This is a genomic window from Ureibacillus sp. MALMAid1270 (assembly GCF_049202975.1).
In the GTDB taxonomy this organism is placed as follows: domain Bacteria; phylum Bacillota; class Bacilli; order Bacillales_A; family Planococcaceae; genus Ureibacillus.
Map to the genome: position 1 here is coordinate 1 of NZ_JBMIRP010000069.1, position 17981 is coordinate 17981.

Below are 17981 nucleotides of genomic sequence, written 5' to 3' on the forward strand. Positions count from 1 at the left end.
CTAGAGTGTTAATTTCAATATTTGTATTTACGTTAATTTGCATATACATAACATCCCACCTCAGGAATATTATGTATCTTATTGTCGAAACTGTACATACTTAAACAATCAATACTGTACATTCTTAAGTTAGCATTTATAAAGGGTAAAAAAACATCAGTATATTTATTCTTACTTTAGTGGTGTATAGGGAGATTTTAATGCTACTTTTTTTCACAAACCCATATCCAGACGAGTTGTTGTATTCAGCCATTGCACGATACCATTTTTATATTGGTAATATTGATTGTAAAGACACGTTGGAAGAGTTGTTTGGCAGTCGCTCTGTGGTTCCAAGTGTGGAGATTGGTAGCCATTTTTCTATGTTGGCAGAGAAGCTTGGTGCCCATTATTCTATTGAAAACCTTTTAGCTAATCACACGATTTATCCTTATTATGCTATATTCCTTTCTAAAGAACGGCAACTAGAAATATTAAAGGACGTTTCCGAGGATGGACAGGGTCTTTATCCAAGATTAGGTATGGTAGCAGGAAGCATATGTAGAAAAGAAGGGCTTTATTATTGCACTGAATGTGCAAATCAAGATAATGAAAAATACGGTGAGCCATACATACACCGTGAACATCAATTGCAAGGCATAAACTATTGTCCTCATCATGAATTGTCTTTAAGAAAATATTCTACGACAACTAATAGTAGAATTGAATACATTCGATTTGAATTAAAACAAATGAATCTTTCAACCGTCTATGAAGCTGATCCCTTTAAAGAAATATCTATACATTTATCAAAACAGGCGTATAAGTTATTAAAAGTCCCATTACATCAAATTACAAGAGAAGAAGTTAAGTTAAAATACCGTAAATTATTACGGGTGAAGGATTTAGTGACAGTATCTAATAGGATACGTCAAAATGATTCGTATCAAATGTTTCAATATAGTTTTCCGGAAGGTTTTTTAGAGCTATATGAAAGTGGACTAGATATTGATGATGAATACAACTGGTTAAAAGTAATTACTCGTAATATGAAACGCCATGTTCATCCTTTTAGACACTTATTAATGCTTTATTTTCTTGAACTGGATGTTGAAGATTTTATCAGTCTGAATGCAGATGAAGGTCCATTTGGCAGTGGGCCATTTCCTTGTTTAAATCGAGCTGCGTCACATTTTAATAAGCTAGTTATTTCAAGTGTTGAGGTAACAAGAGATTATAATACGAATGCTCCAATTGGCACATTTTCATGCTCTTGTGGATTTATTTATGCTAGAAAAGGTCGTGACCAAACAACAGAAGATCGCTTGCGTATAGGCAGGGTAAAACAATTTGGACAAGTATGGCAAGAAAAGTTAGAACAATTATCTAATGAGAGATTAAGCATAAGAGCAATTGCTAGAGAATTAGGTGTGGATTCTAAAACTGCTAAGAGGTATTTATCAAAAGATGTCGAAATAAGTAAAAGAGAGGTTACTGACAATCAAGAATTATTGGCACAGTACAAACAAGACATTGTAAAGTTGGTGAGGGAATTTCCACAATTATCTCACACAGGTATACGATCAAAATGTGAAAAACAATATATATACTTATACCGCCATGATAAAGATTGGTTAATCGATATATTGCCCTCTAAACAAAAGAAACATGAACCTTCTACAATTGTTGATTGGTCAAAGCGTGATCAAGAATATTCAGTTAGAATAAGAAAGCTATATAAAGAACTATTAGAACTAGAGAAGCCAGTCCGTATCACAAAGTCTATAATCGGTAATATACTAGGGATTTTAGCGAATTTAGAAAGTCATTTAGATAAGTTACCCAAAACAGAAATGTTAATATTGGAAATAACTGAATCTGTTCAACAATTTCAAATTCGTCGCTGTTGCAAGGTAATCGATAATATGTTACTTCAAGGAAAACAGGTACTTCTTTGGAAGGTACAAAGGATTGCGGCAGTGAAGTCCCATCATTTCCATGAGATTAAGCCATATTTAGAGAGCTATTTGCAGCAGAAACAGGATGTGAAGAACAATGAGCAAACAACCAGTTAAATTGAATAATTGGCCATTTAAAAATGGAGAGCAAGCTCAATTAACTTGGATTAGTTCCCCTTTTTTGCAAGAAAAGAAAATTATGATTTATGCATATTTCAGATTTAAGAGTAGAACGGAAAAAATTCTTGCAGATTGGGGGACCTTACCAGCTTTAGCTATCCAGCATTTTTATTTGAATGGCGATATTAGAAAAAGTATCGCACCAGTAGGAACAGATGAAATAGAAATAACAATTTACCCTAATAATGTAAGCTTTTTCGAAAGAGAATGGGCTATATTTGGTACTAATGACAAAGATATTTCTCGAAGTTTCATCGTTTCTTGTGAAAATAAAAGATATACTCTTCCATTAATTGAAGTTGTACGAAGCATTTTAGCACCAAACCGCTTTTTACTTTATCGTCTTTTTGAAATAAACTCTTTTCCACAATATTTTATTGAACAGCACGAAGCGACCAAAATTCACCTCGATTTTTCATCATTGTACCATAGCAAATACACCCAAGATAACTTTCTCTACCAATTAGTGTGGTTACTATCAAATCAAGATTTAAGAAGAGTATTTGAAAATGTTGCCTACATATTTATTAATAATGGCATTTTAAAATTTAATTGGTTATTTACGCAGCCAATTACAATTAAAGCAATTGTTAAGCCCTGCTCCACTGGTGGCACAATACTTAGAATTACCAATGTAAAGAATAAGCAAATTCCCTATTCTGAAATTTCATTCACTCATCCTGAAGTTTTTCAAACTATGAAATCAGGAGAAGCAAAAAAGTATACCCTACATAGCAAACTGGGCAATGGTGTTCAGCAAAGTGAATTAACATTGGATGAAGAGGTTGAAGGTACAACAGTTAACTTTGATTTAATTGAAATGGATAATCAAATCCATGAGTATATGGGATTACCAAAAGTCACGAAAATCCGAAGAAATTCAAATAAGAAGCGTGACTTTGAAGATGAAAATACGAAGAAACACTTTGTTAATGATCAAGGTGAAAGAGCAACTTCAGATGTCGGTGGAAGTACAGTTGCTAAAGGTTTAGAAACTAAATCGCTTTATGATATTCAGGTACAAGGAGAAATGGGGGAGTTTATCAAAGTTCTGAAGGTATTAGAGAATTTCCCTGAAATACAGTCGATAAATGTAACACAAGGGAGTTTAAAAGAGTTTACTCATACAAAACGGTTTGTTTATTTAAGTGATGGTATCACGGAAAGGAAGTATGTGATTGCTGAAATTAAGCTATTTGTAAGTAAAGAAATTAGTGTAATTGAAGTTGAGCGTGAAGATAGAGCCTTATCAACATTAATATTGTTCATCAATTATCCACAGAGCAAAAGGTACATCTACCAACAAATTTTAAGTGAAGTAATTGATAGTCAAGGAACTTGGAATAAAGAACAACTAAAAGTAACTGAAATAAATTTTTTAACTTTGAGACATGGGAAGAAAGATATTGGACATAGGGCCAAGTTATTACTCGAAAAGTTTATTTAGTGATTTAAAGAATTCAGTGAATATAAAATGATATTTATAAACAGGCGGATAATTTTCTAAGGTAAAGTAATACATACCTTGTTAATAAAGTGGAACAGGAAAGTTGTTAGTTGAAAATTGAGGTAAGCATGATAAAAATTGGAGTGGCAATAAGTAAGTCAAGAGACGTTATCAATAGAACAGAAAATATATTAAACAAGCTAACATAATATAGATTATGATGAAATTAGACTTGATAAAGTATATTTTTAATTATTTTTTAATTAAGGAGAGAATAATAATGCCAAAAATAAACTTTAATGTTCATGCATATACAGCACGACTAATTGGGAGAGAAAATGTTTCGAAGTTAGAAGGAGCAATTCTGGAATTGGTTAAAAACTCGTATGATGCAGATGCTTCTCATTGTATTTTATATTATGAAGATTCGACAAACACTTTTTTTATTGCAGATAATGGACATGGGATGAATAAAGATATAATCCAAGAACATTGGATGACAATTGGAAACTCATCAAAAGTTAAGGACTATAAGTCTGTAAAAGGAAGAATTCAAACTGGTGCTAAAGGTATAGGACGGTTTGCTTTGGATCGTATTTCTGACATGTGTAGAATGTTGACTATAACACAAGATTCTAAGTTGGAATGGAATGTGAATTGGAGTGATTTTGACTCTGGTAATAGAATCACTGAAGTTTATGCAGATTTAGATGATGTTGATTACAATATTAATGACTTTTTTAGAGAAATTAAAAATGAGCATTTAAAAGAATTAGTTTCAAGTAAATTTGATTCAACCTGTACAATTTTTAAATTAACAAATTTAAGAGATGACTGGTCTGTATCTTTAGTAGAAAGAATAAAAAACAATCTAGCTACACTTATTCCTCCGGAGATGGAAAACATTTTCAAAATATACTTTTTTGGTGAGGATACGAAAACAGAGGATGCAAAAGTAGGCAAAAAGGATGGATTGTTTTCATATGACTATAAGATTCAATTTAATTCAAATTCAGACGGAAATGTTGAAATAAAAATAAACAGAGATGAATTTGACTTTGGTGATAAGCTTGAGACAATAATAAATGAAGCTGGTTTTTCTTTAAAAGATCAAGAATACTTTTCGGGTGTTCCAATAGTTTATAATAAAACCTTATATGAATTGATGCCAAGTAAAAACAATTCATATATAGATAGGATTGGTTCATTTTCAGGTGTTTTATATTTCTCAAAATTGCAAGCTACAATGTTAGAGAAAGAAAAATATTATTATAAAGATTTTTCAAATAGAAGGGATTACAAAGAAACTTTTGGTGGAATAAAAATGTATAGGGATAATTTTAGAATTCGTCCTTATGGGGAACCTAAAACATCGAATTATGATTGGCTTTTATTATCGAATAGAAAAGCGAAATCGCCTGCTGCAATTGCTAGTAAGGGGCAATGGAAAGTGAATTCTGACCAAATGTTAGGATCAATATATATATCAAGAACAAATATTACGTTACCAGATCAAGCTAATAGGGAAGGTATCGTGGAAACACCTGAATTTAGAAGCTTTAGGGAGATCCTCCTAGGAATCATTAAATTGTTTGAGGAAGATCGACAGTATGTTATGAGGTTATTAAACCAATATTATGAGAATACTCATTTCACTGAACAGTACGAGAAGGAGATATATACAAAAGCGAAGCAAGATGAAAAGAATAAAGAACATGGGCCTGATATTGGAAATTTAAATGGAGACAATAAATCAAATAATACATATTCTCCACAACTAATAGAGGCAACTAAAGCAAAGACAGTTATTGAAAATAAAGAAAATATTATACGTGACTTAGAGGATGAAAATCGTTTGTTAAGAGCGTTGGCAACAACAGGGATTGTAACAAATACTTATATTCATGAAATTAAAGATTCTACTCATAAACTGAGTATGAAGATTGTCATGGCAAAGGAAGCATTGGAATTAGATGATAATAAAATCGAAGCGATTGATTATATAAATGAAGCAAGTGAAATTAAAAATTCATTTAATTCTTGGTTTAAGATAACAATTGAGTCGGTTAGGAGAGATAAAAGGTCTATGAGAGAGATCGATCTTCAACATTTATTGCAAGGTCTAGTCTCTTCATGGAATGATGTAGCAAGTAATAAAGGCATTCGTGTTAATTTAAGTATAGAGGAAATAAAATTCAAGTGTTTTCCTTATGAGCTTGAAACCTTATTTAATAATTTAATTACAAATAGTATAACTTCGTTCGATAGTATAAGCGTGGACAATAAAGAAATCAACATTAAGGTTTATAACTCTGACTCAGGTATAATAATTGATTATTTTGATACAGGTTCTGGGTTAAGTAAGGGTTACAAAAATAATCCAAGAGAAATATTAAAACCTCATGAAACCGATAAATTCAATGAATTAGGTGAAAAAATAGGGACTGGAATGGGAATGTGGATTATTGACAAGACTGTTGGTGAGTATAATGGTGAAATCGATTTATCAAAGAATATCTCTAGTCCTTCAGGATTTCACATAAAGATAAAACTAAATGGAAAAACTAAAATTTTTTGATGGGAGGAAAAAATTTGTTCAAAGTAGGTTTTGTCGACGATGACTCTAATGCGTATAGAGATTATAAGAAACGGTTATCTAGAAAAGAAATCGATTTGCTATATATAGAGAATTGGACCAAATTAAGTGATATTGTAGACTGGATATTGTTGAATTCAATAGAGTGTCTAATTGTAGATCATAAATTAACTGCAAAATATGCATTTCAGGGTACCAAGGTAGTATCTTATATAAATCACCAGCTACCAGACTTACCCTGCCTAATACTAACTAATTATCCGGAGGATTCAAAAGATGAGAATTTGGTAATTAAAAATCTAATTCTAGATCGTAATATCATGTCTTCTGATGATATAAGTGAAATTTGTGATACCATAAAACAAGCAGTATATGTTTTTCGTAATAGGTTAGAAATACATTTATCGGATTATGAAAATTTATTGAAGAAAAGAAAGACCAATAATTTAAATTTAGAACAAGAAGAAGACTTTTTGCATTTGTATAAATTATTAAGATCCTATGGCGAGGTTGATGATATTCCTCATGAATTACTTAAAAGTAATGTTAATAAAAAAGTAGATAGTTTAATGGAAAAATTAGATCGTTTTATTGAATTAAATAAGGAGTAAGTCTATGGAAACAGCAATTGGATACAGAGTTCATGGAGACGTAAAAATAAAAAGAAGAAAAAACTACTCTGTAGAGAATCATTATTCAAAGTATCGAGAGTCACTTACTGAAGATTTTTCTCAACTATGTGGTTATTGTGGTAAACATATGGTAGTTTCAAGAAAAGGTTTTGAAATCGATCACTTTGTTCCAATTTCTACAGATAGTGATAGAGAAACAGATTATAACAATCTCGTTTTTTCATGTTTTACTTGTAACAGAAAAAAAAGTAAAAAATGGCCAACCAAAAATAAAGACTTGTGTAATGATGGTTCCCAAGGTTTCGTTGATCCAACATCTGATGAATATGACATACATTTAGGGCGAAGTTCCGAAGGATCAATTGAATATTTTACTGATGTGGGCAAGTACATGTATCATGTGTTTAAATTTAACCTTCGTCCTACAGATATTGTTTGGAAATGTATGGAGCTTAATAAACGTAAGGAACTGTTATATGAAATGAAAAAAAGCAAGTCGCTTGATTTGCAGGAATTAGAACTTTTTATGGATATTCAAGAAGAGTTAGATAACCTATTTGAGTACATACTAGGAGAATAAATATGGACAAAAAAAAGACTGGGTCATTTTATACTCCTAAGCCGTTAGTTAAATACATGTGTGACTATGCAATGAAGAAAATTCAAGCAAATAATATTTTAGAGCCTTCGGTTGGAGATGGTAGGTTTTTAGATGAATTAGTAAACTTTCAAGATATATGTATAGATGCAGTTGAGATAGATGAACAAAAAATCAATGTTCTTAAAAACCAAAGAAGGATATCAGTAAATTTATTTTGTACTAACTTTATGGATTATGCAATTTCTGAAGATAAAAAATATGAGTTAATAATTGGAAATCCACCCTATGTATCAAAAAAAAATTTGTCAATTGAAGAAAGGGAAAAATGTTTAAAAATACTTCAATACTGGTCCCTTTCAGAAGAGATATTTCAAAATACTTGGGTTTCTTTTGTATTAGGAGCATTAAAACTGTTAGATAAATCGAAAGGTGCTCTCTTTTTTGTACTTCCCTTTGAATTTTTACAAGTCCATTACGCAGCAAAACTAAGGACATTTCTTGAAAAAATGTTTAATTTCATTGAAATAACTACTTTTAAAGAAAGTGTTTTTCCCGAAATTGATCAAGATGTTTGCTTAGTGTATCTCAGTAATGAGCAAAAGGACATAAATCCAATTGTAAGATACATAACAGTAAAAAGTATAAATGATTATACACCAATTGAAAAAAGTGAAATCAAGAGAAATAAGCCTTTAACAAAATGGTCTAATGCAATATTAAATGATAACGAAATAGAATTATTAAAAAGTCTATCAAATAAATATCATAAGGTATCTGAATTGGGGCATATATCACCTGGTATAGTTACTGGTGCAAATAATTTTTTTATTTTTAACAATTTACTTGTTGATAGTATGAATTGTAAGGATCAAACCATTCCTATAATACAAAAAAGTTCAAATATACCGAATCTACTACTCCTTAATAAGGGGGATTTTGAGGAATTAAGTAAGAGTAATAAAAACACTTCTATGCTTAACCTTAATATGATTGATCCAGTAGATTTTTCTGATGAATTAAAGAAATACTTATTGACAGGTATCGAGAAAGGCATAAATAAAAGATATAAGTGTTCTATAAGAAAACGTTGGTATGATGTACCAGTTTTAAACTATGGAGATTTAATGTTTTTTAAGAGATATAATCTATTACCTAGACTACTTGTAAATAAAGCAAGTGTTTATACAACGGACATTGCATATAATATTAGGTTACAAGAATACTTTCATGCGCCTTCAGTTGCTTTTTGTTTTTATAACTCCCTTACCTTAACTCTTTGTGAATATCAGGGACGTTTTTATGGTGGAGGTGTTGGTGAACTGGTTCCGAGTGAATTTAAGGCTTTATGTTTGCCTTATAAAAAAATCGATGGAAATGATATTAACAAGTTAGATGAGATGCTAAGAAATAATGAAAAATTAGAAAAAATAATTAACTTTGTAGACGAAAAAGTACTAAGTGAGTTAGATGAACAAGAGCTTGATAAAATAAAGAAAATCCGACATAAATACCTATTACGCCGGATTAAAAATCTTTAAATGGAAAGATAAACTGATGTCCATCAGGGACGTTTAGCAGCTTTAATGAAGTCTAGGAAGATAAAATAATCGTTGTTTCTTGTAAATAAATCAGAGCAACTAAGGGATTTTTATATTTAGGAAGTATGTGTTAAGTGGGTAGTCAGGTTGATATCCATTAACTAATTAGTTCTTTTAAATGCAAATAAAAAACGAATTTTTATAAATTATGCCCCGAATAGCTCCACTTTTCAAAGTGGCATCATTCGGGGTTTAATTAATTGATGAATTTTTCACTTGACATGAAGGGTAAATATAAATTATTCTTTTTTAAAGATACTGAAAATTCTGCAAAATGAAATATCACTTCGGTATAAACTACTTAATGTAGTTTAAATAAAAATAAAGAAGAGGTGTTTTTGTATGAGTCTTTTAAAAAGTATTAAAGTCCCCTTAACTGAGCTTCAAAAAGAAAAAATCAAAGTAATTGATGAATTTGATTACAATCCAATTAAGACAAAATTCAAAGAAGAATTTTTAGATTTAACGGATCGATATTTATCAGATGGTATTGAAAATTTAAAGCGATACTATGTAGTGGCATTATTAGATCCAGAGAATATGCATGCTGTTTCGAATTATGTAGATCCTTTTTGGCATATTCACTTAGTTTTTACAAAAGAGTATCATGCGTTCTGTAACGAAGTTTTTGGTCAATATATTCATCATAGCCCCCTACAACGAGAAAACCGGGAAATGGTGAATCATGTAAGAGCTTTATATAAATATACAAGAGAAATCTACGATGAAATTTTTACTTCAGTAGATGATAATTGGTGGCCAGCAGCAGAATCTGCAACTGAGATTTGTTACCACTATCCTGTTTTTTCAGAAGATATACTAAGGGATGCAGTATTCCCTAAAAAACCTGAACTACTTCCAACATATGCAGTTTAGTTGTTTTTGTAAAATTTTGTATATTAATTACAAATAAAATAAATTCTATGAAGAGAACAGTAGCATTTTATTTTAAACTACAGCGAGCTGATATCTGGTGAAAAGTCAGCGTTTAGGTATTATGTGAATATCGCCTCTGAGAAGCTAAATTGAAGATATAGTAAATTTAGCCGGTTTTTCTGCCGTTATTAAGGAAACGTATATTTATTACGTTGCTAAGTGCTATTGAATTAGATTCAATAGAATTAGGGTGGTATCACGGCTAAACCCCGTCCCTGTTTGGGATGGGGTTTTTATTTGTTTATTAACTTGTATAGAGGGAGTGTAATATTTGAATAATAACCAAACAATTGCAGAACGAGAACTAAGACTTCGACAATTTTGGAAAGACTCTAATATATTTGGAAAATCTATTAAAAATCGTCAAGAAAGCACGCCTTTTGTATTTTATGAAGGACCACCAACAGCTAATGGTTTACCACACGTTGGTCATGCTTTAGGTAGAACAATAAAGGACGTAGTAGCACGTTACAAAACGATGCAAGGTTTTTTGGTTGAAAGAAAAGCTGGTTGGGATACTCATGGTTTACCTGTTGAATTAGGTGTTGAAAAAGAGCTTGGAATTTCTGGTAAACAGGAAATTGAAAGTTATGGAATTGAACCGTTTATAAAAAAATGTAAGGATAGCGTGTTCACATATGAAAAAATCTGGCGTTCCTTTACCGAAGAACTTGGCTATTGGGTAGATTTGGATGATCCTTATCTAACTTTAAGTAATGAATACATTGAAAGTGTATGGAATATTCTAAGTAAAGTACATCAAGATAAACTCCTGTATAAAGGACATCGTGTATCGCCATATTGTCCTAGTTGTCAAACTTCTTTAAGTTCACATGAAGTAGCACAAGGCTATAAAGATGTAAAAGATTTATCTGCAACCGTAAAATTTAAACTTGTAGATCGTGATGAATTTTTCTTAGGTTGGACAACAACACCATGGACTTTACCAGCAAATGTTGCTCTTGCAATGCATGCAGACTTAACTTATGTAAGAGCTGAACTAGACGGAGAGATTTATATCGTTGCAAAATCTCTTGTATCTAATGTGGTTGGCTCCGGAGCTAAGATTATTAGTGAACACAAGGGAATCGAATTTGAAGGTGTAGGATATTATCCTCCTTTTAATTATGTAAATGTAGAAAAAGGTCATATTGTATTGATGGCTGATTTTGTTAAAGAAACAAGTGGTACAGGAATTGTTCATATCGCCCCAGCATATGGTGAAGATGATTTTCGAATTGTAAAACAATATGATCTTTCATTTGTTAATGTTGTTAATCAGCAAGGTAAATATACAGATGTGGTTTCTGATTTTGCTGGTAAATTTGTAAAAGATTGTGATGTTGAAATCATTAAGCTATTAGCAAACTCAAATTTACTTTTCCATAAGCAAAAATACGATCACAGCTATCCATACTGTTGGCGCTGTGATACACCCTTACTTTATTATGCAACTGATAGCTGGTTTATCAAGATGTCAACCTTAAAGAACAAACTACTTTTAAATAATGCAACAGTTACATGGTATCCAGAGCATATAAAAAACGGACGATTTGGTAACTTTCTTGAAAATGTAGTTGATTGGAATATCAGTCGAAATCGCTACTGGGGAACTCCTTTAAATGTATGGATTTGTACATCTTGCGGGAATGAAGAAGTACCAGAAAGTATAGAAAAATTAAAAAGTTTAGCAACTGTACCTCTTCCAGACAACTTAGAATTGCATAAACCGTATATTGATGAGATTACATGTAGTTGTCCAAAGTGTAACCATGAAATGAAGCGTACATTAGAAGTTATCGATGTATGGTTTGATAGTGGTTCTATGCCATTTGCTCAACATCACTATCCATTTAAACAAGAAGCATTCAAAAAACAATTTCCTGCGGATGTAGTCATCGAAGGTATTGATCAAACTCGAGGATTTTTCTATAGTTTATTAGCTGTTTCAACCCTCTATACAGGTCAAGCACCTTACAAAAATGTGTTATCATTAGGACATGTTTTAGATGAACATGGACAGAAAATGTCGAAAAGTAAAGGGAATGCCTTAGACCCCTTAGAATTAATGAATAAATACGGCGCAGATGCATTACGTTGGGCATTGGTTGTCGATAGTTCTCCATGGAATCCAAAGCGGTTTTCAGTAAAAATTGTACAGGAAGCTAAGTCCAAGTTGTTAGATACATTTGAAAATACCTTTAATTTTTATTATTTATATGCGTCGATTGATGGATTTAAATTCAACTCCACCCTTCCAGGAAATCCAACAAAGATGGATAAGTGGATCCTGTCTCGACTGCATAGTACACTTTATAAAGTGACAACATTCATGGATGATTATCAGTTTACACAGGCAAGTCGCGAAATTGCAAAGTTAATTGATGATGTAAGCAATTGGTATGTTCGCAGATCTAGACAACGTTTTTGGGCTTCTGGTTTCTCAGAAGATAAGCGAGCAGCTTTTAATACATTGTATGAAATACTTTGTGTACTATGTAAATTATTAGCTCCTTTTACGCCATATATAGCTGAACATATTTATTTGCAACTGCAAAGTGAAAGTGTTCATTTACAGGACTATCCCAAAGTCAATCAATCATTAATAAATAATCAGCTTGAACAAGAAATGAATCATGTTGTAAAAATAGTCGAACTTGGCCGAAGTATAAGAAATTCTGAAAACTTAAAAATAAAACAACCATTAGCTGAAATGATAATTAATTCAAGTAAACATTACGAGGCATATCAAGACATTATTCAAGACGAACTAAATGTAAAGAAAATTCACTGGATAGAAGACTTAGCAGGTTTAGAAGATATATCATTAAAGCTCAACTTTAAAACAGCTGGTACTACCTTTGGAAAACATGTAAATGATTTGAAAAAATATATTGATAATATATCGTCTATAGAAAAAGAAACCTTACTAAAAGAAGGAAAAATAGAAGTACTAACTTCTGGAAATTACTTTGAATTAGATATGACGCATGTTATAACAGAATCACAGGTGCAAGATGGTTATACTCTTGCCGAAGAAGGGCCATTAAAAGTACTATTATGTACCAAATTAACACGTGAACTGATTGAAGAAGGACAAATTCGTGACTTTATTCGCTGTATCCAAGATAATCGTAAAAAAATGAATTATCCAATTGAAAAACATATTAATCTTCATGTTCTTTGTTCATTGGAATGTCAGGAATTAATTGTTCGGTTTGAAAACTTAATTAAAATGAATGTATTGGTACAAGATATAGCATTTGTTTCATCAATTGATTCACAATCTGTCATAAAATATGAATTAGGTAAAAATGAGTTAAAATTTACTATGAATTTAAACTAAAGCTTGAGTAAGAATATATTCTAAAAAATAACTGTTTTTCATTAATTACTCTTTTGATAAAGCAGCTAATAATAATATTCCTACAAGGCATTTTTTGAACAGAGTTACTTTATTACAATTATAACGCGATGTTTTATTCATACAATCAAAGAATTCTAATTGAACTTTAATCAAACTTTTTTATAAAACGGAATGTTCATTTTAAAAGAAACCTATTCATTTTGATCAATCTTTTTTTAAAATGAATGGGTTTCTTCTATATGTAAAGAAAACGTTTGCATCATACATTTGATCAAACTTTATTCCAAACCTACAGTAATCTACTCCGTCACTAATAAAGAAATGATAGAGGATCTATCTCAATTCTTTCATCGTGATATCCGAATTAATAACACACTCTATTTTGGAAGTCTTGAAAATCCACGAATACATATGCTCAAATTTCCAGCAAAAACTGAGAGAGTTTCCTTACGATTAAAGAGAAATGTCTATGAAGTTGTTAATACATTATCCTATGCACTAGATTGTAGTGTTTCTAGAGTAGTAAGTTTATTACTAGAAAGAGGGATGCACGATATTAGATTCGTAAATACCTACATCAATACGAACTTGAATTCAATTGATGAAAGACGTAAAAAAGAATTACAAAAGATATTGGATTACATTAATGGGGAACTGGAAGAGGAAATCACTTTAGCTGCGCTTTTATCGTATATTGCTGCTGAATTTAAAGATCCGCTCAAAACGTCTAAACAAGCATTTGAAGATTTCTTTAGACAATGGAAGGGGAAGTAAGTTCAAGACTAGAATATACGGTTTTAACCATTGAACAAGTAAAATAACAAGTGGTATAATCATTCGCGAATATAGCATAATATAAAAAAGCGAGAAACCCTATTGGGTCCTCGCTTTTTTAGTTGTTATAGTTTACTAGTGTCTTTAATTGGTTCAATTAAAGGTAATAGAAATATTAGCATTACCAACTGATAGCTTTTGGATCTCCAGCCCTACTCCATTGCCCTAGAGTGTTTGAAGATTCCCAAGAAGCACTAATATTCAACGGGAAAGAGAAAGTGACATCTTTTAAATAAACTTTTTCAGACGACCAAGTATGAGTCCAACGAGAGTGCATCATGAATTCTCCAGAAGTTGTAGTCGGTTTAGAAATGTAGAACCATGCACTACCAGCGCTTCCTATTCCTTGACTTCCACCTCTATCACTAATTACGAACACAACACCGCTATCTTTGTACTCATCAATCCAACCTACACCTGGGAATGCAACTCCTTCAGCGTCAAAAACAGTAATTCCGCCTTTTTGAGCAGAAGTAGTAAGCGCTTGATTATTGCGAGCTATAGACATTGCAAAAATATCATATGCATTACCAGCTGTACTTTCCCAATCATATTCTACCCAAAATTTATCATATTCCCACGTAGATTGTGCTAAATACAGACCAGGATATTCTGAACTTTTATAGAAATAGTTATAAACCGTTGCGCCTCCACCAACAGTTAATGGTTGAATTGTCGGTGAACCTTCTTCTGACTTACTAACTAACTCCCAACCTAAATTCTCCAAATCTTGCGGTGTAACAGCATAGTTTTCTAGAAGTTCATCTGTAGTTTCCATAAACTGCAATTCTTCCTCGGAATACGTCTCCAATTCAACTGCTAAACTACTAGTTGAAAAAACTGTCGTAGATAGAACTAACATTGAGATTAAAGAAAGTAGTATAGTCTTTTTCACTCAAATTACCTCCTAAGATTTTGATATTCAGCTGAATAATATTATAATAGACTATAATATGGAAAAAGTAAAATAATTTGGTATGTTTTAAATTATCTGAAAAAGGGTGATAATTGTGAAAAAAAATTATTTATTTTTATTTTTAATTATTTTTTTAAGCGGATGTTCATCTGCATCATTACAAGAAGCAATAGAAAAAAGTGGTGGTTATAGTAAGGTTCAAATTTTATTTGAAGAAGTAAATGACCAAGTTGTAATTTTCCATGGTGAAGATAGAAATGCAAAACAAATCATAGGTTTGAATGTATATTCCACAGGAATTGGGAACAGATATGAACCGGGTACTGGGGAACATAGCCAACCTGTAGATATATATAGTGATTTTGATACGATAAATATAAGTCGCATTGATCATGATTCGAAGACTATTCTGTGGGGGTGGCTTTATAATTATCCGAGCGCTAAAGAGTTCAATTATACTATCATTGGGAATAATGGAAATGTAATATACGAATCTACTATTGAAGTAAAAGAAAATGGTATTATTTATGAAAAGTTACCAATAGATATTGGGGAGGTCTTAAGATATCACTTTAAAATATACGATGATGAAGGAAATATAATAAGTGAAAAATAATTAAGTTTTCGGATTAGAATAAAACATCTTTGATTTGGTTTAATTTTTATACCAACAATAAAAATCCCTAGTGCCATGGTTTTAGAACCATTGGTCTAGGGATTTTTTAAAAATTAATACTTGATACAGCAAAAAACCTCGCTGTATCAAGGTTTTCTGGTTTTTATCTGCAATAGTATTTGGTAAGTGTTATTTGCTAAAAATTATAAAAGTAACAGATTAGTTTTATAATTAATAATGGCATAATTCTATAGAATCTGAACCCTTTTAGGAATTAACCAATTGAGTGTTTTTAAGAATTGAACACCCAACATAGATGTGGCAAAATCGATGCATAGTCTCCGGAAATTGCCGCTCTGCCAACATCCACAAAATTAACTAAACCTACAGGCACCAATGTTGCCGTATACAGTCCACACATGTCGAGTGTGTTACGTTGCTAAAAAAGGTAATAACAAAGCGAAAGTACGTGCTAGTGTTTAATAAGTTCTATATAGCCATTTTAATTTTTATGTTCTACCTTTTTTCAAAAAGTCATTCCTAATTTCACTTATTTCCTCTGCAACAACATCAAAAATACCATCTAATAATCGCTCAATATACGGGTCTTCAATATATAAAAGAACATCTGGATGTTTTCTTTCAAAATTTCTTTTCAATTTATCTTTTACTTGTGATGAAAATACGTGCATAATGTCCTCCTCTAAAATAAGTTATTTTGTCTCTCATATTTATTTCTTATAGTTTTAATAATTAATTCAATTACTTCAAGACAATTTTTAAGTTTTTCCACTAATAAGTTCCTTAGAAATTCATAATTAGCTAATTCACTGTTATTTTCAATGTAATCATTAAATGCTGCATTAATTATTGGCTTATCTTTCTCGATGATTTTCGAAATTCCAAAAACTCCATTCCTAAAAAAATCTTCTAATAAAATATCTTTCTCTTTATGAATAATTTTTTTAGCTTTAAAAAAGCTTCTAATTCCATCTCTATTATCATTTATCTGATATCCATTAGCATTAAGTATTGACTCGAACTGTTCTAACGCATTATCTATTAAATAGTCAACTTGCTTCATATATTTATTAAGAGTATTTTCCATCTCAACAATATCCTTATTAAGATAGTCTGGTATTTGGAATATCCTAGTGTCATTTTTTACTCTAGTCCAAAATTCAAAAGAAGTTGAACCTATAGTCCTATATCGGGAATCTCTTGAGATATATATTATTTCTTTCTGCTCTATATCTTCAAGTAGCTGTTTAAATTCGATATAAATAGGTTCGTAAATTGTTTTTTTATTTATAATTGCCGATTTAACTCTATTTGATTTTAAAATTGAGCCGGTGGTTGTTATATAAGTAATTACGCCTCCTACTGTTGCACCTAATAAAGAGGCTAATACAGTTATCATCTCCGTACTTAAATCCATATCAATTATTTCATATGTGGTTAATATTATTTTAATTAATAGTAAAATCACTACTATTAGTAAAGATAATTTTAAGGCGAAGAATACAAATGGATTTTTCAATTCATACTTATTTAATTTCAGTGAGATTGATTTATAAAAATTCAGCATAATATACCTCCTCATAATTTAATCAACTAGCAATAGTTTTAAATATTATATACAATTATACCAAAAAAAGGATTATTTGAATCAGAAAGAAAACAGCATATTAGTTATATATAAAATATGTTCAAGAGTATTCGTACTATATGGTTAGACTTCGCCCCTTGAATGGGTACTAAATTTAGCAATCTTCTTGTTGAAGAATTCCAAGTTTTAGATTATAGATTCGATGATACGAAATTACATCCAACAAATGAAAAATGAGAAGCAGAATTAATTGCTTCTCATTTTCGCAATTTAAGATTAAATCAAACCCACATTATTTTTGTAAAAAATCTTTATTTACACTCCCTAGTTTTTCTTTTAAGGACTTCTTCATATCTTTTAACATTTCCTTCATTTTCTTGTTAAATTTTTTTCTTTGGGGGTTTAAAGCAGTATCATCTTCAATCTTTTTTAACACTTCTACAATTAATTTATCTTGATACAGTAAAGATTCGATAACTAAATCATAACATTTCTTTTCTTCATTAAAATCATAAAAATCTTCACCTGCAACAGTCACTACGTGTTCAAATAATTTTGTGAATACAAAAACTACAAAAAAACGAGTTAAGACAGGATAATTATTTTTCTCTATTGTAAATGTTAAATCTCTGTTTCTATAAAAATTAATAATACCAAAGTTACTATGACCTACATTTGAAAGAAGACCATAAAATTCAGGATAATAACTTTT

General features: G+C 30.9%; 14 protein-coding genes and 1 other annotated feature. Of the genes, 10 read left to right on the forward strand and 4 right to left on the reverse strand.

The genetic code is table 11. The features are described from left to right. Positions 1-200: 200 nt before the first annotated feature. The 9 genes from ACOQFO_RS08975 (at position 201) to ACOQFO_RS09015 (ending at position 14068) form a co-directional block, all read left to right on the forward strand. The gene (locus ACOQFO_RS08975; protein ID WP_421689345.1) at positions 201-2054 is read left to right on the forward strand and encodes a TnsD family transposase; all 1854 of its coding nucleotides are present in this window, start codon (positions 201-203) and stop codon (positions 2052-2054) included. After that, positions 2035-3564 (forward strand): Tn7-like element transposition protein TnsE, encoded by a 1530-nt coding sequence (locus ACOQFO_RS08980; RefSeq protein WP_421689346.1) that lies wholly within the window; start codon positions 2035-2037, stop codon positions 3562-3564. Before ACOQFO_RS08975 ends, ACOQFO_RS08980 begins: the two co-directional genes overlap by 20 nt. Before the next feature lie 280 nt (positions 3565-3844). Then, positions 3845-6142, forward strand: coding sequence for an ATP-binding protein (locus tag ACOQFO_RS08985; protein ID WP_421689347.1), 2298 nt, complete (start codon positions 3845-3847; stop codon positions 6140-6142). A 14-nt stretch (positions 6143-6156) separates the two neighbouring features. Next, entirely contained in the window at positions 6157-6771 is a 615-nt protein-coding gene (locus ACOQFO_RS08990) for a hypothetical protein (RefSeq protein ID WP_421689348.1), read from the forward strand. Between the two features lie 4 nt (positions 6772-6775). Next, entirely contained in the window at positions 6776-7372 is a 597-nt protein-coding gene (locus tag ACOQFO_RS08995) for an HNH endonuclease (RefSeq protein WP_421689349.1), read from the forward strand. Between the two features lie 2 nt (positions 7373-7374). Continuing rightward, positions 7375-8931 (forward strand): Eco57I restriction-modification methylase domain-containing protein, encoded by a 1557-nt coding sequence (locus tag ACOQFO_RS09000; RefSeq protein ID WP_421689350.1) that lies wholly within the window; start codon positions 7375-7377, stop codon positions 8929-8931. 402 nt (positions 8932-9333) lie between these two features. Continuing rightward, the gene (locus ACOQFO_RS09005; RefSeq protein ID WP_421689351.1) at positions 9334-9867 is read left to right on the forward strand and encodes a hypothetical protein; all 534 of its coding nucleotides are present in this window, start codon (positions 9334-9336) and stop codon (positions 9865-9867) included. 38 nt (positions 9868-9905) lie between these two features. Next, positions 9906-10147: a binding site (T-box leader), on the forward strand. Positions 10148-10198: 51 nt separating this feature from the next. Then, complete coding sequence (gene ileS / locus ACOQFO_RS09010; protein WP_421689352.1) at positions 10199-13273, forward strand: isoleucine--tRNA ligase; 3075 nt, start codon at positions 10199-10201, stop codon at positions 13271-13273. Positions 13274-13840: 567 nt separating this feature from the next. Next, a complete protein-coding gene (locus ACOQFO_RS09015; protein WP_421689353.1) occupies positions 13841-14068 on the forward strand; it encodes a hypothetical protein in 228 nt (75 codons plus the stop codon). Between the two features lie 181 nt (positions 14069-14249). Here ACOQFO_RS09015 and ACOQFO_RS09020 read toward each other — a convergent pair whose 3' ends face one another. Next, positions 14250-15023 (reverse strand): hypothetical protein, encoded by a 774-nt coding sequence (locus ACOQFO_RS09020; RefSeq protein WP_421689354.1) that lies wholly within the window; start codon positions 15021-15023, stop codon positions 14250-14252. A gap of 115 nt (positions 15024-15138) precedes the next feature. Between ACOQFO_RS09020 and ACOQFO_RS09025 the strand changes: the two genes are divergently transcribed. Beyond that, positions 15139-15660: a hypothetical protein gene (locus ACOQFO_RS09025; protein WP_421689355.1), complete on the forward strand. Its 522-nt coding sequence runs from the start codon at positions 15139-15141 to the stop codon at positions 15658-15660. Positions 15661-16169: 509 nt separating this feature from the next. On the opposite strand, the gene ACOQFO_RS09030 is transcribed toward ACOQFO_RS09025, so the two are convergent. From ACOQFO_RS09030 to ACOQFO_RS09040, 3 genes are all read right to left on the reverse strand, one after another. Further along, entirely contained in the window at positions 16170-16352 is a 183-nt protein-coding gene (locus tag ACOQFO_RS09030) for a hypothetical protein (protein WP_421689356.1), read from the reverse strand. Between the two features lie 11 nt (positions 16353-16363). Further along, complete coding sequence (locus tag ACOQFO_RS09035; protein ID WP_421689357.1) at positions 16364-17248, reverse strand: hypothetical protein; 885 nt, start codon at positions 17246-17248, stop codon at positions 16364-16366. A gap of 313 nt (positions 17249-17561) precedes the next feature. Beyond that, positions 17562-17981, reverse strand: a 420-nt coding sequence (locus ACOQFO_RS09040) for a hypothetical protein (RefSeq protein ID WP_421689358.1), incomplete at its 5' end; no start/stop codon positions are given.